17 protein-coding genes are annotated in these 18,104 nt (G+C 64.6%); 7 read left to right on the top strand and 10 right to left on the bottom strand.

Features of this window, described 5'->3' with window-relative positions; all coding sequences use genetic code 11:
* Window positions 1–137 precede the first annotated feature (137 nt).
* The 3 genes from fabF to HWX22_RS17995 form a co-directional block, all read right to left on the bottom strand.
* Window positions 138–1,430, bottom strand: coding sequence for a beta-ketoacyl-ACP synthase II (gene fabF, locus HWX22_RS18005; RefSeq protein ID WP_175906822.1), 1,293 nt, complete (start codon window positions 1,428–1,430; stop codon window positions 138–140).
* A gap of 94 nt (window positions 1,431–1,524) precedes the next feature.
* A complete protein-coding gene (locus HWX22_RS18000; protein ID WP_244135238.1) occupies window positions 1,525–2,133 on the bottom strand; it encodes an acyl-homoserine-lactone synthase in 609 nt (202 codons plus the stop codon).
* Between the two features lie 440 nt (window positions 2,134–2,573).
* A complete protein-coding gene (locus HWX22_RS17995) occupies window positions 2,574–2,957 on the bottom strand; it encodes a DUF4902 domain-containing protein (RefSeq protein ID WP_175906825.1) in 384 nt (127 codons plus the stop codon).
* A 509-nt stretch (window positions 2,958–3,466) separates the two neighbouring features.
* Here HWX22_RS17995 and HWX22_RS17990 point away from each other — a divergent pair.
* The 3 genes from HWX22_RS17990 to HWX22_RS17980 all read left to right on the top strand — a co-directional run bounded on the left by HWX22_RS17990 (window position 3,467) and on the right by HWX22_RS17980 (window position 6,414).
* On the top strand, window positions 3,467–4,180 hold the full coding sequence (locus HWX22_RS17990) for a LuxR family transcriptional regulator (RefSeq protein ID WP_059532258.1): 714 nt from the start codon (window positions 3,467–3,469) through the stop codon (window positions 4,178–4,180).
* Between the two features lie 209 nt (window positions 4,181–4,389).
* A complete protein-coding gene (locus HWX22_RS17985; RefSeq protein WP_175906827.1) occupies window positions 4,390–5,736 on the top strand; it encodes an MFS transporter in 1,347 nt (448 codons plus the stop codon).
* 105 nt (window positions 5,737–5,841) lie between these two features.
* A complete protein-coding gene (locus HWX22_RS17980; protein WP_059818573.1) occupies window positions 5,842–6,414 on the top strand; it encodes a PAS and helix-turn-helix domain-containing protein in 573 nt (190 codons plus the stop codon).
* Between the two features lie 123 nt (window positions 6,415–6,537).
* On the opposite strand, the gene HWX22_RS17975 is transcribed toward HWX22_RS17980, so the two are convergent.
* The 4 genes from HWX22_RS17975 to HWX22_RS17960 form a co-directional block, all read right to left on the bottom strand.
* Window positions 6,538–7,710 (bottom strand): FAD-binding oxidoreductase, encoded by a 1,173-nt coding sequence (locus tag HWX22_RS17975; RefSeq protein ID WP_175916146.1) that lies wholly within the window; start codon window positions 7,708–7,710, stop codon window positions 6,538–6,540.
* Window positions 7,711–7,904: 194 nt separating this feature from the next.
* Window positions 7,905–9,056, bottom strand: a complete 1,152-nt coding sequence (locus HWX22_RS17970; RefSeq protein ID WP_059819714.1) for a branched-chain amino acid ABC transporter substrate-binding protein — start codon at window positions 9,054–9,056, stop codon at window positions 7,905–7,907.
* 427 nt (window positions 9,057–9,483) lie between these two features.
* Window positions 9,484–9,675 (bottom strand): CsbD family protein, encoded by a 192-nt coding sequence (locus HWX22_RS17965; RefSeq protein ID WP_059532268.1) that lies wholly within the window; start codon window positions 9,673–9,675, stop codon window positions 9,484–9,486.
* Between the two features lie 155 nt (window positions 9,676–9,830).
* Entirely contained in the window at window positions 9,831–11,375 is a 1,545-nt protein-coding gene (locus HWX22_RS17960) for a helix-turn-helix transcriptional regulator (RefSeq protein ID WP_175906830.1), read from the bottom strand.
* Between the two features lie 404 nt (window positions 11,376–11,779).
* On the opposite strand from HWX22_RS17960, the gene HWX22_RS17955 reads away from it, so the two are divergent.
* Genes HWX22_RS17955 through HWX22_RS17945 form a run of 3 tightly spaced genes read left to right on the top strand, consistent with a single transcriptional unit; the run spans window position 11,780 to window position 12,600 of the window.
* Entirely contained in the window at window positions 11,780–11,944 is a 165-nt protein-coding gene (locus HWX22_RS17955; protein ID WP_167357956.1) for a hypothetical protein, read from the top strand.
* A gap of 57 nt (window positions 11,945–12,001) precedes the next feature.
* Window positions 12,002–12,349 carry a BON domain-containing protein gene (locus HWX22_RS17950; protein ID WP_059819716.1) on the top strand — a complete coding sequence of 116 codons (348 nt, stop codon included), beginning with the start codon at window positions 12,002–12,004 and terminating at the stop codon, window positions 12,347–12,349.
* A gap of 53 nt (window positions 12,350–12,402) precedes the next feature.
* Window positions 12,403–12,600 carry a CsbD family protein gene (locus tag HWX22_RS17945; protein WP_059819717.1) on the top strand — a complete coding sequence of 66 codons (198 nt, stop codon included), beginning with the start codon at window positions 12,403–12,405 and terminating at the stop codon, window positions 12,598–12,600.
* A gap of 228 nt (window positions 12,601–12,828) precedes the next feature.
* Here HWX22_RS17945 and HWX22_RS17940 read toward each other — a convergent pair whose 3' ends face one another.
* The gene (locus tag HWX22_RS17940) at window positions 12,829–13,857 is read right to left on the bottom strand and encodes a DUF1338 domain-containing protein (protein WP_175916145.1); all 1,029 of its coding nucleotides are present in this window, start codon (window positions 13,855–13,857) and stop codon (window positions 12,829–12,831) included.
* A gap of 227 nt (window positions 13,858–14,084) precedes the next feature.
* Here HWX22_RS17940 and HWX22_RS17935 point away from each other — a divergent pair, with 227 nt between their 5' ends.
* A complete protein-coding gene (locus HWX22_RS17935; protein WP_175906832.1) occupies window positions 14,085–15,041 on the top strand; it encodes a LysR family transcriptional regulator in 957 nt (318 codons plus the stop codon).
* Between the two features lie 12 nt (window positions 15,042–15,053).
* Here HWX22_RS17935 and HWX22_RS17930 read toward each other — a convergent pair whose 3' ends face one another.
* Together HWX22_RS17930 and HWX22_RS17925 are read right to left on the bottom strand one after the other, a co-directional pair.
* Complete coding sequence (locus HWX22_RS17930; protein ID WP_175906318.1) at window positions 15,054–15,290, bottom strand: hypothetical protein; 237 nt, start codon at window positions 15,288–15,290, stop codon at window positions 15,054–15,056.
* The gene (locus tag HWX22_RS17925) at window positions 15,287–17,416 is read right to left on the bottom strand and encodes a TonB-dependent siderophore receptor (protein ID WP_175906834.1); all 2,130 of its coding nucleotides are present in this window, start codon (window positions 17,414–17,416) and stop codon (window positions 15,287–15,289) included. The genes HWX22_RS17930 and HWX22_RS17925 overlap by 4 nt, the downstream gene beginning before the upstream one ends.
* Between the last annotated feature and the right edge of the window lie 688 nt (window positions 17,417–18,104).

Raw genomic sequence — 18,104 nt, 5'->3', positions numbered from 1 at the left:
ATGGCACGTGACGCGACCTCGCCATCGCCGTCACCATCGAGTCGATGAAGAAGCGGCGAACCATGGCACAGCGCCGGACACGGACGACACGACGTACTTGCGAAATCGGACGCGTACGCGAAGCCGGTGCGCGTTGCTCAATGCGCGCCTGCGGCGCGATCCGACGGATATCGCTTGAACAGTACCGACGCGTTCACGCCACCAAACCCGAAACCGTTGGACAGCGCGATTTCGACGGGAACGTGCCGGGCAGAGGGGCCGATCAGATCGAGTCCGGCGGCCGCCTCGTCGGGGTGCTCGAGATTCAGCGTTCCGGGCAGCACGCCATCCCGCAGCGCGAGAATGGAGAACGCCGCCTCGATCGCGCCGGCCGCCCCGAGCAAATGCCCGGTCGCCGACTTGGTCGATGAAATCGCCGGGCCGGCGCCCACGCCGAAGACCGTCTTCAGCGCCTCGATTTCTCCGGAGTCGCCGACCGGCGTCGATGTCGCATGCGCGTTGACGTAGTCGACCTGCTCCGGGGCGATGTCGCCCATCGCGAGGGCCAGTTTCATCGCGCGCATGGCGCCGGATCCGTCGTCGGGCCCGGCGGTCATGTGGTAGGCGTCCGCCGTGGTTCCATACCCGATGATCTCCGCGATCGGGCGGGCACCACGCGCGATGGCGTGGTCGAGAGACTCGACCACCAGCATGGCGGCCCCCTCGCCCATGACGAATCCATCCCGCTCGCGGTCGAACGGCCGCGACGCGCGAATCGGCTGATCGCCGAAGCCGGTCGACAGCGCTCTCGCCGCAGCGAATCCGCCCAGGCTCACCTTGTCGAATGCCGCTTCCGCGCCGCCGGCCAGCACGACATCGGCCTCGCCGTTCCGGATCAGGCGCAGTGCATCGCCGATTGCCTGCACGCTCGCCGCGCAGGCAGTCACGGGACAGCCGATCGGCCCGCGAAACTGATGCTTGATCGAAATCTGGCCGGCTGCCAGATTCGACAGAAAGAACGGAATGGTGAACGGCGACAACCGGCGCACGCCGCGCGTCTCGCCGATTCTCACCGCCTCGGCCAGGCCCGGAAATCCGCCGATGCCCGACGCGACGACGGTGGCCGTCCGCTCGCGCTGATGTTCCGCCTGTGGCGCCCATCCCGCTTCCGCGAGCGCCTCATCCGCGGCAACCATCGCCATCTGGATGAAGCGGTCCATCTTCCTCAGCTCCTTGTTCGGCACCGAGCTCTCCGGATCGAAACCGCCGTCAGGGTCGTCGGCCTTCGCCGGTACGGTCCCGCCGACCTTGGCGGGCAGATCGCCGACGATCTCGTCACCGAGCCGGCGAAGCCCCGACGATCCGCCGATCAGGCGCTGCCACACCAATTCCTTGCCGCAACCCAGCGGAGACACAATGCCGATACCGGTTACCACCACTCGAAGCGTCATTTCACATTCCTCTCGCGGACCGGGACTTGCCGAGCCACATCGTTAAGCTGTTCATCTTCATGCGCACCTTTTGAAACACTGCATGCACGCCCAATCACACGGCTTGCTCGAACGCATGCGACGCACGCAGACCGCGCGGCATGTCGAGCGGCACGCCGTACTCCGATCCGTCGAGGTCCAGCGCGGAACGCGTCTGTTCATCGATCTCGATCCAGAACGGCAGAGTCGGCTTGCCTTCGATCATTTGGGGCGGCGCGGCGCGATGCACATTGACACCCATGCGCTTCAGAAGCCGTTCGTTACCGATCACGGAAAATGCAATGAGACGGTTCGCGCCATGTGCGTGCGCGACGCGGACGATTTCGGACATGAGCGCGCGCGTGTTTTGCCACGACGCTTCGGCAGTCAACGACTCGCCGCGCGGCATGCTCATCGCGAAGCGGGACAACTCCCAAACATCGCGCGCCCGGGGAAGAGAAGCGTCGCCCATCAAATCCGAAAAAACATTACCGAGAAGATAGGGCTCGTCGGTCGGCAGCAATCGACCGCAACCGACAATTTCACTATTGCGATCGCAAGCGACAACGTAAAGCGTGTCCGCGTGATCGAAATCGTCAAATTCGATGCCATTGTCAGTCGGCAATGACCAACCGAGTTCCTGTATGAAGACCTTATGCCGAAACTTCGCGAGTCGATACATCATCTCGCGACTCAAATCAGCGCTTCGCCCCGACAATAAAGTCAACATCTGAAAGCCCTCTCTCTCATCTCAGAATTGTTAGCGCGATTGAACCCGAAATTGCCGCGACAACATAGCTGCCCGAATGGGCAGGTCACGCGCTTTGGACGAGGCTCATCGCGCCGAGTGGGCTGAAGCACGCCGGCGGGAAAACGGATTCTGGATTTAACTGGCGAGGGGAAGCGGGGCGCTTGCGAACAAACATCGCGAGCACGCCTGTCATGAACGGCTCGAAGCACGGCTCGCGTGGTGCCGTGTCACGGCATGGATAATCGTGCCGCCATCGAAACTTCGCTGAGGCCGATGAGGACGATCGGCGGAAACTGGCGGCTGCGCGGCACGAGACTTTAACGGCGAATCATTATTTACTCGCCGAGAAATAATGAGGCACCTTGAACACAGAATCAGTGATCGGCAACAATGGCCGATTCAAGTTCGCGTTGACGCATTCCCGAGCACAGCCAGTTCTGGATCAACGCCCGGCTGTATCGCGCGCCATAATCGTCGCCGTCCGTGTCGAGGAGCATGACGTTGCTGCTGACGTCGTCCGTCCCGACTTTCACGTCGGACCGCCCCGCTGCCACGTACCATACGCAGCCGACGCTCGCGGCGGGTTGCGTCTCGGTGCAGACCAGCTCGTAGTAGCCGGCATTGACGGCGCTGATCCCCTCACCCCATAAGTCATGTAGCAAATCCGGGGCTTGCTGACACATATGTTGACGGAAACGCAGCGCGTAGAACGCGGGCAGGGTCAATCGCACATATCCGTCATTCAGCTTTTTTGGCATGTTCGTTCTCACAACGTGGCACCTGTTAAAATTCGCACGGCATAGTTCTGACAAGATTAGCAGCAGAAGCCGGCCACAAGGCCTTTCAACGCTCGTAGCGCTCCTGTTACGACTTGAATATCCGCTGCCATCACGTACGGGTTATTTACAATTATTACAGACCATCCGGGGAATGCCATTGCATCACGCACGGTCACCGCGAGCGGAAATTGCCCGATGACGCATCGATCATGAAGCAATTCCAGGATTTTCGAATTTGCGACTCCCGAAATTGAAACGCTCTGTGCGATCCAGATATATACCTACCCACATGCAAGATCCCGAAATTCGATCAACGGAAAGTCCCTACGCCATCTCGAAATCGATTCAATAAGAATTTGCATTCGACGTCATGTTTGCCGCTCGATACGTCGAAGCGTGAGACCAGCCCCTGAACGACTTTTGAAGGACCGGCCAACGCCCCTGGCAACACGATTCCTTGGGGCACGATTGACCGCAAAGGTAACGATATGCATGCATGGAAAGAAAAGTATCTGAATGGATACGCCGCGGCAAAATCCGAGGCCGACGTGTTTTTGGAGTTTTCGGCGGACGTGCGCGCCCTTGGATTCGAGTACTGTTCGTTCGGTCTGCGCATTCCGTTCCCGGTGACCAATCCGCAGTTCATGCTGCAGTCCAACTATCCGGAGACGTGGGTCACGCGTTATGTGAGTCAGAACTACTTTGCCGTCGACCCGACCGTCCGACACGGGCTCAGCCAGTTGATGCCATTGATCTGGCGTGCCGACACCCAGACTCAAAGCATCGAATTCTGGAAGGAGGCGGATCATTTCGGCTTGCGCCACGGCTGGTGCATGCCGTCCGTCAGCCGAACCGGCGCGATTGGACTCGTGACCATGGTGCGGTCGAGCGAGCCGATCGACGAGTGTGAGCTCGAGCAAAAGGGATACCAGATGTCATGGCTCGCGAACACCGCCAACTGTGCGATGAGCATGCATCTGCTCGCGCAGCGCGCGCCCGAATATGCCGTCGAGTTGACCGCTCGCGAGCGGGAGTCGCTGCAATGGTCTGCCGCCGGGAAAACCTACGTCGAGATCGGCAAGATCATGCATGTCGACGAGCGCACCGTGAAGTTTCACCTCGTCAATGCGATGCGCAAGCTGAATGCGACCAACAAGACCGAGGCCGCGGTCAAGGCGACAATTCTGGGACTCCTGTTCTGACGCCATTCTCTTCACCGGCCGCGCGGAACCATGCTCGCGGGACGGAAACACCGTCAAAACGGCAACGCCGGTTGCCCGTTCCAATACCCGTCGGCCCCGCCCCCCGCCCCCGATTACCTAGGTAATTGACACGTATGGACCTAGGTAATTGGCGTCCCTACCATGGTTTTCGACGCGAATCCAAGCGCCCACATGAAGAGGACACGACCATGACCACCCAGGACGTCGATACCCGCACGCTACGACGCGTGATCGCCGCAGCGTCGATCGGCAATTTCGTCGAATGGTTCGATTTCGCCGCATACGGCTTTCTCGCCACCATCCTGACGCGCGAATTCTTCCCCAGCGGCGACCCCACGGTCGGGCTCCTGAAAACGTTCGCGGTGTTCGCGGTGGCCTTCGCGTTCCGCCCGCTGGGCGGCCTCGTCTTCGGTGTGATCGGCGACCGGATCGGACGCAAGCGCACCCTTGCGCTGACGATCCTGATGATGGCCGGCTCGACGACGTTGATCGGCCTGCTGCCGACCTACGCGAGCATCGGCTACTGGGCACCGTTGCTGCTCACGATCATTCGCTGCGTCCAGGGGTTCTCGGCAGGCGGTGAATATGCCGGCGCATGCGCGTACGTGATGGAACATGCACCGCGCCGCCGCCGCGCCTTCTTCGGCAGCTTCGTGCCGGTATCGACCTTCTCGTCGTTCGCTTGCGCGGCAGTGGTGGCCTATCTGCTCGAATCGTCGCTGTCGTCGCAGGCAATGGTCGAATGGGGCTGGCGCGTGCCGTTCCTGATCGCGGCGCCGGTCGGCCTCATCGGCGTCTACCTGCGTGTCAGCCTGAATGAAACGCCCGCGTTCCAGGCGCTCGAAGGCAAGCACGACATCGCGCATGCGCCGTTGATGGAAACGCTGCATTCGCAGTCGAAGAATATCCTGAAGCTCGGCGCGTTCGTGTCCGTGACGGCGCTGTCGTTCTACACGTTCACGACGTATTTCGCGACCTACCTTCAAGTCGCCGGGCACCTGTCTCGCGGCACGTCGCTTCTCGTGACGGTGCTCGCGCTCTTCTTCGCCGCGGCCCTGTGCCCGGTCGCCGGCTTCTTCTCCGACCTCGTCGGCCGCCGCGCGACGATCGCCACGACCGGCATCTTCATCATCGTGTCGGTTTATCCGGCGTTCTCGCTCGGCGGCTCGGGCGTGCTGTCGCAATCGCTGATCGGCGTCGCGCTGCTTGCGATCGGCGCGGTGTTCTCGGGCGTGGTGACGGCGCCGCTGATGTCGGAAGTGTTCGCGACGAAAACGCGCTACACGGCATCGGCGATCACGTACAACCTCGCCTACACGATCTTCGGCGGTACCGCGCCGCTCGTCGCCACATGGCTGATCGCCGCGACCGGCACCAACCTGTCGCCCGCGTATTACCTGATCGCCGTGTCGATCTTCGCGATGATCGGCGGCCTGGCGCTGCCGGAAACGTCGAAGACGGCGCTCGAGGAAGCCGGTCCGGCGACCGCGGGCGCCGCTCGGGCCGCCAAGCGCGGCGTCTCGGGCGCCGTTTGAGCACGGGCCACGGATGAGTTGCCTGCAGGCGCTACCGCTACAATCCGGCAGGAGCAAACCCGCCCGATAGCCTTGGTCCGAACACGGTTCGGACCCGTCGACACGATGCCGACCATGACCGACACGATGCCAAGCCTCGACTACGAAGATCTCTTCAGGCATCTGCCCGTCGCGGCCATCGTCGCCAGAGAACGCATCATGGTCGACTGCAACGAGAAGGCGCTGCAACTGTTCCGGGCCACCCGCGACGACATCGTCGACCAGTCGTTCGCGAAGCTGTATCCGCAGCGGAAGGACTTCGCGACGACGGGCCGCCGCCTCGCGCCGCTGCTCGCGAAACATGCGGGGTTCAGCGATGACCGCATCATGCGTCGCGTCGACGGCAGTCATTTCTGGGTCACCGTATGCGGCTTCGGCTACAACTCGAAGCGGCCCTTCGAGCTGGCCATCTGGACCTTCACCGACCTGTCGGAGAACGCAAAGCATCCCGACGTCGCCAGCACGTTGACCGATCGCGAGCGCGACGTCGCGGCATTCCTGGTTCACGGCCTGACCAGCAAGGAAATCGGCAAGGAACTGAGCATCAGCCCGCGCACGGTCGATATTCATCGTGCGAGCTTGTTGAGGAAGTACGAGGTACGCACGACCCACGAACTGATCACGTGCCTGCTGGCGTGAGTTGCGCGCGCAGGAACGGCGCATCCGGCATCCCGCTCCGAAAAAAAGCCCGGCAAAGCCGGGCCAATCAGATTGAGACACAAGGAGAATCCCGCCCACCCCACACCGGGCGGTCACGCCGCGCTACACGACGTTCTTTTCGACGATCGGCCGGTTTTCGAGCACACGCTCCCAGCCGAGCGACGACAGGTCGAGCGATTCATACCGCCCGCCCAGGATCAGTTCACTCACGCCACGCCCCGTCGCGGGCCCTTGCTGCAGCCCGTGTCCGCTATACCCGTTCGCGAATACGACGTTGTCGAGTTCGGGGTGATATCCGATGATCGCGTTGTGATCGAACACGTTGTACTCGTAGTACCCGGACCAGCAGTTCTCCACGCGCAGCGCTTCGAACTCCGGCACGCGATTCGCGAGCGTCGGCCAGATCACCTCGTCGAACAGGTCGTGATCGACCTCGTCGAGCGGCAGGTCGTCGGGATCGCGATCCGGGCTCGGCGACGTCCCGCAAATGTACGTGCGCCCTTCCGGCCGGAAATACACGCCCGTCGGATCGATCAGCAGCGGGCAATCGGTCAGCTTCGCCGGCGACGACACGTTGAAGATGCTGCGACGCCGCGCATACACGGGAATGTCGATGCCCATCATCGACGACAGCGTGCGCGTCCACGCGCCGGCCGCATTGACGAGCGTGTCGCATGCGTAGCGCTCGCCGTCGTTCGTCACCACGTGCGTGATCTTGCGACCGTCGCGAACGACGCCGGTCACATCGGCCGGCACATACCGCGCGCCCAGTGCCTGCGCCTTCTTGCGCAGCGCCTGCACGAGCCCGTAACCGTCGAACCACCCTTCGCCGCTCACGCCATAAGCGCCCGACACGAGATCGTCGACGTTCAGCCACGGAAACTTCGCGCGCAGCGCATCGCGATCCATCAACCGGATATCGGCGCCGAGCTTGGTCTGCAGCGCATGGTTCTCGCGCAGCGTCACATCGCCCGCCGGCGTCGCGAGAAACAGGTAACCGCCTTCGTGCAGATCGATCGACGGCCGCGTGCCGTCGACCTCGAGCCGGTCGCCGATCGTGCGCAGGAAGTCGATCCCGAACAGCGACATCTCGATCGACAGCGGCGTCGAGAACTGCTGGCGAATCGACGCGGCCGACAGCGCCGACGACGACTTCGCATAGGTGGGATCGCGTTCGATGACGGTCACGGACACCGTCGGATCGGTAGCGCGCAGGAAATAGGCGATCGAGCTGCCGATCACACCACCGCCGACGATGACGACTTGAGAACTCACGACTGACTCCAGTTACACGTATAAGGCGCGGCCGGCCGGCCGCGCCCGAAGGTTGTTCGTGCCGCGTCGCGCGCGGCGTCGTGCGAGCAGGCCACTCGGCGAATCGCCCCGACGTGCGCCGCGACCGCATCCGATCGCTTCGGCTATTTCAGCACGTCCTGCATCGCCGCGAAAGTCCGCGCGCGTTCGGGTATTCAGTCCGCCGTTTGCGTGGTAACGGGCTGCCACGCGGCGTTCTTTACTTCATACAGCGTCGAGCTCGGGTTCTTCAGGTCGCCCGTGCTCGTGAACGCGATCGTGCCGGTGATGCCGTCGTAGCGCGTGCCCTTCAGCGCGCCGTTGAAATCGGCCGGCTTCGTCGAGTTCGCCTTCTGCATCGCGTTGATCGCGATCCACGTCGCGTCGTACGCGAACGGCGCATACGCGAGCATGTCGACGCCGTACTTCTGCTTGAATTTCGTTTCGAACTGCTTGCCTTTCGCGAGACGCGCGAGCGGCTGCCCGTATTCCCACACGGCCGCGCCTTCGGCCGCGTTGCCGGCGAGCTTGATGAAGTTCGCGTTCATCACGCCGCCGCCGGCCAGGAACTGCGCGCGGATGCCGAGCTGACGCATGCGCTTGACCAGCATCGCGGACTGCGCGTCGAGGCCGCCGAAAAACACCAGGTCGGCATTCGTACTCTTGATCTTGGTGAGCTGCGCGCTGAAGTCGACGGCTTTGTCGTTCGTGAATTCGCGCGCGACGATCGTGCCGCCGTTCGCCTTCGCGGCCTTTTCGAATTCGTCGGCTTCGCCCTGGCCGAACGCGGTGCGGTCGTCGATGATCGCGATGCGCTTCGCCTTGGTCACGCTCGCCGCATACGCACCGGCATTGCCGGCGTTCTGCGCGTCGGTCGCGATCACGCGATAGACGGTGCCGAGGCCGGCGCGCGTGATGTCGGGATTGGTCGCCGACGGCGTGATCATCGGAATGCCGGCCTTCGCGTAGAGCTTCGACGCGGGCAGCGTCGTGCCGGAATTGAAGTGGCCGATCACGACGGCCACCTGCGCGTCGGTCAGTTGCTGCGCGGCCTGCACGCCGATGCGCGGATCGCTCTGGTCGTCCTGCGACGCGACGACGAACTTCACCGGCTTGCCGCCGATCGTCGTGTGCGCGGCGTTCGCCTCGTCGACGGCCATGCGCACGCCGTTCTCGATGTCCTTGCCGTATGCGGCGCCGCCGCCGGTCAGCGGCACGGCCACGCCGACCTTGACGACCGTCTCCTGCGCGTGGGCCGCGCCGGTCTGGAACGCGAGGATCGCGGCGGTCAGTGCAATGCCGGAAAGCGAACGAATGCGGAACGTCATCGGCCAATCCTTCTTCTGTGGGTCGGGATGCGACGCGCGATCATCGCGCGCCGGCGACCTCCCGCGTGCCGGTGATTTTTCCGTCGCCGGCGTGCCGCCGATGGCGCATCACGTGCCGGTCGATCACCGCGGTTCCGTCTCCGGGAAACCTGTCGGCGCGAAAGAGGTGAACCGATTGTGGGTAGCCAATACGCGTGCAGCAAACGAAATATCGGAACTATGTTGTGAGGAATTATCATCAAGTGCCGACGCTACCGAGGGCACGCGGCCCGCGCGACGGCGGGCCGGGAAGAGGAAATGTCAGCGGGATGCGCGCATGCCGCGTTGCATCGGGCCTGCCCGGGTAATGCAGATGGAGCATCACCGCCGTATCGGGCAGCGGCAATGCACCGCACATCGCGCGATTCGGTCGCGGGCGCCGGGCCGGTCAATGCCTGTCGGTGCCCGTCTGCTTGCGCACCGCATCGGCCGCCTCGCCGGCCTTCTCCTGAATCTTGCCAGCCTGCTGTTCCGCCACGCCTTCCGCTTCCGTCTCGCGGTCGCCCGTCACCTTGCCGAGCGCTTCCTTGACCGAACCCTTCACCTGTTTGAGTTTGCCTTCGATGCGATTCCTGTCCATGGTCGTCTCCTGCGATGAGTTGGGGAGAGAGCCGACGGCACGGCAGCCTGCGCCGCACCGCCGAGTGGACAGGATCGCAGCCGCGCGCCATGCGCGGCAGATGCGGATGCACCAGCCTGCATGGTGCATTCGCACCGATGGCCCGACGCCCGGCGTCAGTCCTTGCCGTTCGCGCCGCCCTTGTCGGCGCCCTTTTCGCCTCGTGCGCCGTTCGCGTCGGATGCGCCGACGATCCCGCGCTCGCGCGCCCATACGATCGCCTCGCCGCGGCTATGCACGTCGAGCTTCGCGTAGATCGTCGCGACGTGATTGCGGACCGTGTTCGGCGCGAGCCCGAGGCGCGCGGCGATCTCCTTGTCGGCGAGGCCGTGACACAACAGGTCGAACACGTCGCGCTCGCGCGCGGTGAGGTCCGACAGCTGCGCGCCCGCGTCCGGCGCATTCGCGCGGCGCACGTTCGCCAGTTTTTCGATCAACGTGCGGCTGAACCACGACGCGTCCTGCATCGCGGTCTCGATCGCGTAGACGAGTTCCATCTCGGTGCGCTTGCGATCGCTGATGTCGAGCAGCGCGATCAGCAGGCAATCCTGCCCGTGAATCGCGACCGGTTCGGCCGACACGACGCAATCGCGTACGTCGCCGTCGCGCGTGCGGATCTGCACGTCCGCGTTGCGCACGTTGCCGTCGCGCGCGAGCTGGCCGTCGATGCACTGCCGGGCGCCGCGTTCGGCCCACAGCCCGATCTCGTCCGCGGACTTGCCGAGCAGATCGTCGCGCGCATGGCCGGCCATCGCGACGAAGGCATCGTTCACGTCGAGCAGCTCGAAGCGGTCGGCCGTGACGATCGCGGTTGCGACCGGCGCCATCCGGAACGCCTTCGCGAAACGCTCTTCGCTCTGCCGCAGCGCAAGCTCGGCCTGCTTGCGCGGCTCGAGATCCATGAACGTGAACAGCATGCACGCCTCGCCGTTCATGTCGATCGGCTGACCGGCGACCACCACCGCTTTCGTGCCGCCGTCCGCGCGCTTGAGCACGGCCTCCATCTGCGGGATCGTCGCGCCCTCGCCCAGCCGCTCGATCGCGAGTTCGCGCTGCTCGGCGTGTTCGAGCACGTCGAGTTCGTAGACGGAGCGGCCGAGCACGTCGTCGCGCGCATGGCCCGTCATCTCGAGGAAGCCTTGATTGACCTTCACGTAGCGCAGGTCGTCGAGCCGGCAGATCACGGCCGGCGCCGGGTTCGCGTTGAACGTGCGCTCGAAGCGGTCCTCGGCGCTCGCCCATTCCGTCGCATCGTGCAGCACGAGCGCGAGGCAGTCGGGCTCACCGGCCGCGTTCGTCAGCACGAGGCTGCGGATGCGGTGAACCCAGCTCACGTTCTCGTCGGCGGCCGATTCGACTTCGACGGTCACGTCGCCGAATTCCTCGCCCGCGATCACGCGATCCATCGGATAGTGGCCGTCGCGCACCGGATGGTTGTTCCGGTAGCGCAGCCGGAAGCGCTCGCGATACTCGGTGACGTCCGCGCCGAGCGCGTCGAGCTCGGTGACGCCGTGCATCGCGAGCGCGGCCTCGTTCGCCCACACGATGCGCTGGTCGGGTTCGATGAGGATCACGCCCTCGGTGAGCCCCGCGATGATCTGGTGCAGCTGGCGCCGGTCGGTATGCGACTTGAGCGCCTGTTCGTTGACTCGTTCGTCCATGGGTCGGTGGTCCACGTGGTCGACAGGGTTGCCGGGTCGGTCGCGTCCGCGCCGATGCGCGCCAGCCTGCTCCGGCCGGCGCGTGCACGCGATGATCGCGTGCGGCCGACGCAAGCGACAGGCGCGGATGCACCATGCGCAATAGTACATTCGCATGCCGCACAGGCTGCGTGCGCCATCCCGCCGAGCCACGCGCGGCACGGCTTGCGCGCCGGCATCCCGCATCGCGCGCATCACCACGCACACGACGCACTTCCCGTTCCCGCTCCTTCGTTCCGTCCCCGTGCAAACGCACTAGCCGATCCGGTGAATTTGCGCGATGTCCGCGTGCATTCGCGCCGGTACGCTGGTACTGCATCGGCGCCCACGCGCCGCCCTTTCATACCGCAGAGGAGGATCACCTGATGAAGCTCCATCAGACACCCGATCCGACGCGCCCCGAGCCGGCCCCGGACAATCCGCCCGAACCCTCGCCCGGCACCGATCCGCCGGTGCCGCTGCCGCCCGACGTGCCGCGCCCCGACATGCCGCCGCGCGAGCCCGGCTACGACACGCCGATCGCGCGGTAACGCGCGGCGCGCCTGCGCAGATTCCCCATCCACCACGCCAATCGAAGGAGCACATCCATGAACAAGACCTCGAACCTGTCGGCGCTGCTCGCCGTCAGCGCGGCGTTCCTGCTTTGCGCCGCTCCGCTCACGAACGCACAGGCGGCGTCGTCGACCGACGACGGCATGAAGACCGAATCGAACCAGCCCGTCACCGACACGTGGATCACGACCAAGGTGAAGAGCGAACTCGCGACCACGGATGGCGTGAAAAGCATCCACGTCGGCGTGAAGACGGTCGACGGCGTCGTCACGCTGACGGGCGTGCTGCCGTCGAGGGTTGCGGTGAAGAAGGCCGTCGCCGTGACGCGCTCGATCAAGGGCGTGAAGCACGTCGACGCATCCGGCCTGAAGGCGAAGGCCTGAACTGTCGCGCGGCCGAGCGCCGCGCTTTTTTCCCCTTACTCCAGGAGCACACCATGAACGAAGACAAGATCAAGGGTCAATGGAAGCAGCTGACCGGCAAGCTGAAGGCCAAGTGGGGCAAGCTGACCGACGACGATCTCGCGGTCGCCGAAGGCAACCGCGACTATCTGACCGGCCGGATCCAGGAACGTTACGGGATCGCGCGCGACGAGGCCGAGAAGCAGTTGAAGGAATTCGATCGCGAGCTTTGACGCGCCGGTCGTCTCACCCCGCCGCGATGCGTCCTGCGTCGCGGCCACGCGGAGGACCACGACATGGGCAAATATCTGATCGCATGGCTGCTCGGCGTACCGCTCGGCGTGCTGGTGCTGTTCTATCTGGTCACGCACCTGTTCTGACGATCGCGGCGCCCATCCAATGCAAACGGGCCGGCGGCTGTCATCAGCCGCCGGCCCGTTCGTCTGCATGCGTCGTCGCGCTTACTTCGCCGCGTTCGCCGTCATCTTGAAGATGCCTTGCGCGTTGCCCGCGTCGAAACGCAGGTCCGTCACCCAGCGGCGCGCCGCCTGGTCGAACGTGCGGCGGCGCGTGATGAATTCGTAGAACGAGCCCGGCACGTTGCGCTTCACGGTCCCGCCGTCGCGCGTGCGGAATTCGCGCTCGACGATGTCCGCGCGATACGCGGTCTGGAACACGCGGCCCGAACGCGAGCGCTCGACTTCCGGCTTCATCGGCCGGCCCTTCGCCTTCTCGTCGTCGGACAGCTTGAACACGTCGGTCACGCGATCGGTCGCGTGGTTGAACGCGTTGCCTTCGGTCGCGATCCACGCCATTTCGGCCGATTCGAGCAGCAGAGTCTCGTAATCGAGTTCGCTCGGCAGGTCGTGCTGACGCGCGAACGCGCCGACGATCTCCGGCAGCAGCGCATGCGCGGCGTCGAGCGGCAGCCAGCCTTCGCGCTCGATCTCCCACAGCAACGCGACGGCCGCCGGCGACAGCGGATCGCGCGACGAGCTCACGACGTTCGTCACGGCCTGCTGGAATTCCCGGGAGAAGCGCTCCGGATGCAGTTCGCTGACGAAGAACTGCGCGATCTCGTCCGGCGCGTCCTCATGCGCATATGCGCGGCCGGTCATGCCGAGCTTGTCGAGCGGATAACGGCCGTTCAGGCGGAAGCCGAGCGGACGCAGGATGCGCGTGAACGCGGCTTCTCCCGGCGGCAGCGCGCCCGTGTGCGACCAGCGCACCGTGCGCAGCGCGCCGTGGTCGAAGTAGACCGAGCCGCCGTTTTCGATCGCGTCGGCCGTGTATGCGCGGCCGTTCGCCGAACGTTCGAGCAGCCCTTCGAACAGCGCCATGTTCATCGCCTGCGCAATCTCCGCGCGCGTGACGACGTCGGTTTCCCATTCGTCGAGGATGGCCGGCATGTTCAGGGTCGCGAACAGGGCGTCGGTCTTCGCCTGTCCCAGCAGCTTCGTCAGCAGGCTCTCGATATTCGGATTGCGCATCAGGATTCTCGTGTTCGGGGGACCGCCGGCAAGCGTGCCGGCAACTCGAATGGCCGGCCGCCCAGCGGGCGCCTGGCCTTGCGTGGGATGCATTATTCAAAGGGTTGCAGCGGGGCGTAAAGCGAGATTAAATTGACACGTGATGAGTTTTTGGAATTATCGGCCGTCTCCGCATTCGTCCTCCGGCCCGCCGCGGGCGGGTCCGTTCGTCAGACAAAACGAGCATCATGCGCAAATTCAAGATCCCCAACATGGGTGCGCTCGTGGCTTTCGAAGCCGCGGCGCGCCACGAGAGCTTCACGCACGCGGCCAAGGAGCTGTTCCTGACCGAAAGCGCGGTATCGCGGCAGATCGCGACGCTCGAGGCAAGCCTCGGCGTGCGGCTGTTCGCGCGCGTGAAGCAGCGCGTCGTGCTGACGCGCGCCGGCAAACTGTACGGCACGCAGGTGCGGCGCGCGCTGGAGGCGCTCGATCGCGACACGCTGTCGATCATCGCGCACGGCAGCGGCGGCGGCTACCTGGAGCTCGCGGTGCTGCCGACCTTCGCGTCGCACTGGCTGATCCCGCGCATCAAGAGTTTCTACGACCGCACGCCGGACGTGCGCGTGAACATGGGCAGCCGCACCGACCTGTTCTCGTTCGAGGACACGCACTTCGAGGCCGCGATCCACTACGGCAAGCCGACCTGGCCCGGCACGTCGTCCGACTACCTGTTCGGCGAGGAAGTCGTGCCGATCTGCTCTCCCGCGCTGCTCGACGGGCCGGTCGAACGCGTGGAGGATCTGCTGGCGTATCCGCTGCTGCACTCGACCACGCGTCCCGGCGCTTGGGCGCAGTGGTTCGAGACGCATGGCGTCGAGGACATCCGCACGATGCAGGGCGTGCGCTACGAGCTGCACACGATGCTGATCAGCGCGGCCGCGGCCGGGCTCGGGATCGCGCTGGTGCCGAAGTTCTTCGTCGAGGAACAGTTGCAGCAGCTCGGCCTCGTCGTGCCGTGCGACGCGGCGACGGTCGGCGATTCGGCGTACTACCTCGTGTATCCGACGGAGTTCAGTCACAGCAAGCCGCTGGAGTCGTTTCGTGCGTGGTTGCTGGAGCAGGCGAGCGCGTATGCGGCGCCGGGGCGGGAGGGGGAGGGGGAAGAGGACGGCGACGCGGAGGATGACGAGGACGTCGAGTAACAGCGCTTCCGGCTATTTACGGTACGGCGCGGCGGCATTGCATGCGTGCCGCACCGGCGGCACACCGGCCGCGACGACCCTCACCAGCCGCGCACTGTCAGGCGTTTCCAGCCCCGGGCACGCCGTATTCAGATCGCGGATCACGAGCGTCGCACCCCCGTCGAAGACGGCATATCCCGTCTGGCCGGGGGACGGGCCATCACGACGATGACCCGCATTGTCGCGCACCACATGCGTGACGTGCGTCACATGTGCCACTTCACCGTGGCGGTCAGCGTACGCGGATCGCCGGGCATGTTGTACAGGTCCGCGTTGCCGTGCGCGGCGATGAAGTAGCGGCGATTGAACAGATTGTCGAGCGTGAGCGTCACGTCAACCTTCTTGCTGCGATAGCCGGCCCCCAGGTTGAATACGGTAAACGACGGCAGCGTGACCAGATCGCTCGCCGACGTATAGCGCGCCGACTGGAACTGCATGCCGGCCGCCGCATAGAAGCCGTACGGCAGCTCGCGCTTTAGCCACAGGTTCGCGCTGTGGCGAGGCATCAGCCCCGGCGTGTTGCTCGACACCGTGAGGCCGGCCGCCGTCGATTGCGGGGAGCCGTCAACCGTGCCGTTCATATACGCGTAACCCGCATACACCGACCACTTCGGCGCAATCTCACCGGTGAAGCCGAGCTCCATCCCGCGCACGTGCTGCGTGCCGATCGGCAGCGCATAGCCCGGGTTCGCCGGGTCGCCGATCTGCTGATTGGTCTGGCGCATGTCGAACAGCGCAACGCTGGCCGTCGCCTTGCCGCCAAGGTCGAAGCGCGAGCCGACTTCATACGCGGTGGTCTTCTGCGGTGCGAGCGCGGCGCCGTTCGCGAACGCGCCGGAACTGATCAGCGTATCGGCCAGCGGCGAGAACGACTGGCTGAACGAGCCGTACAACGTCAGCCATTCGAGCGGTTCATAGATCAGGCCGACGCGCGGGCTCCACGCGTGATCGGTCCGGTCGAGATTGACGTTCGACGACGTGTAGTCATGCCGGATCTGGCTCAGGTAGTCGAAGCGCAGGCCCGCGAGCACCTTCCAGTGTTCGGTCAGCGAGATCAGGTCCTGCGCGTAGACGCCCGTGAGCCCGACCACGGTCGACGCGTTCGTCTTCGCCGGCGCGCCGGTCGGCACGCCGGGCAGGACCACCTGCTGCGGATTGAAGAGATCGTAGGTCGCGACCTTCGTCACGCTGTAGACCGTGTCGAATTTCTGCTGCTGCGAGAGTTCGAGCCCGTACAGCAGCTCGTGACGCATGCCGAACAGCGATGTCTTCTGCGTGAGCTCAAACAGCCCGTCGATGCCGTGGTCGGTGCGCTGGCGCGTCGACTGGTCGAGCGTGACGACCGGATGCGCGGACGTCCTGATCGGCTCGAACGTCACGTAGTTCTTGCGTTCGAGCGAGAAGTCATACGCACGGATCGCGCCGTGAAACGACAACGAATCGCTGATGCGACGATCGAGCGACACCGTCGCGCTCTTCGCGGAGATGTCGTTGTATGAGCTGTTCCCCCCATCGGCCGAACCGAAATACGTGTTGATCGGCACATCGACGGGCCGGCCGCGGTACGCTGGCAGCCCCTGGTCCGACGTACGGCGATCGTGCAGATAGTCGAATTCGACGTTCAGCACCGTGTCGCTGTCGAGCTTGAACTGCGCGGACGGCGCGATCGCCTGTCGGTTGAGCTGAAACTGGTCGCGGAAGCTGTTCGAGTTTTCGGCTGCTCCGGTAAGGCGAAAGCGTGCGGCGTCGTTCGCATTCCAGCCGAGGTCGAACTCGCCGCGCCGCTCGCCGCGCGTGCCGAGCGTCACGCCCACATCGTTCACCGGGTTCGCCTGCGGCCGCTTCAGCACGCGGTTCACGATACCGCCCGCCGAGCCGCGCCCGTACAGCACGGCAGCCGGCCCCTTCAGCACCTCGACGCGATCGACGTTCGACAGGTCGCGGTAGTACAGCGCATCGTCGCGAATGCCGTCGACGTACTGGTCTGTAATGCTGTTGAAGCCGCGGATCGTGATCTGGTCGCGCTGGCCGTCGCCCACCGAGAAGCCGACGCCCGGCACGTTGCGCAGCGCATCCTGCATCGACGTGGCGTTCTGGTCCTCGATCACCGCGTGCGGGACAACGTTCACCGTCTGCGGCACGTCCATCAGCGACATGTCGGTCTTGGTCGCGGCGCGCGAGCGGCCACCGTCATACGACGCGTGGTCGGCGGCCGCGTTGACGGAGATCGCGGGCAGGGTCGCGGCGGCATCGCTCGCCTGGGCAAACGAAGTGCGGGCGCCAGCCAGCGCCGTGGCGATCAGAAGCGCATGACGGGCGCTCTTGTTGAGTTTCATCGTGAACGTAGAGGTGTCGAATAAAAACGGCGAACGGGAACGTGTCCGGCCAGCGCGCCACTCGCGTGGCGAATCGACCGACGAAGCCCGTTCCTTCAGGAAGACGACGCGCGCGGAGGACCGCCCCGTCGTGCCTGCCGGGCGGCACGACCGGCACGAAAAAAGCCGTAACGTGGCATCACGGCTCGTAATGGGGCGAAATAATAAACGAGAATGATTCGTGTTTTTAGTTAATTTTCGGCGTGTCGCCTGCCCGCAACGCGAGCGCGCATTCGCGCCTCACATTCCTGACGAATGCCTTTCTGTTTTGCGCTATCGAGCCGCTTGGCTCGCATCAAAACGAAAGGATTCAATCGGCCGCAACGTGCGGTAGCCGCTATGAAAAAAGGTGGACTCGGGGAGACTGCGGCGGGGAAGGAACGCTGAAGAGGATTGCGAAGGATCGGGGTAAGGCAGGCAGGATGCATTCAAAGTCCGGTGCGCGCCGAGCCGGGCAACCCCGACCCGGCGCTCCGGGCAGCCGACCTCGCTTCGGCAGCGCGGCGGACCTTCTCTCTTTTCTTCACTGCGTATGTTTTCTCTCAGGTTCCGGGGCAATTTTTTCTTCGCCGCGTCGGGCCATTATCCGCCCAATCCCGCCGAAGTGAAACGTTTGCGCACGCTCTACGCCGCTTATACCCGCCATTCG

This window comes from Burkholderia sp. BCC1638 (assembly GCF_902833195.1).
GTDB classification, from domain to species: domain Bacteria; phylum Pseudomonadota; class Gammaproteobacteria; order Burkholderiales; family Burkholderiaceae; genus Burkholderia; species Burkholderia diffusa.
This window is presented reverse-complemented; position numbering and strand designations above follow the sequence as displayed.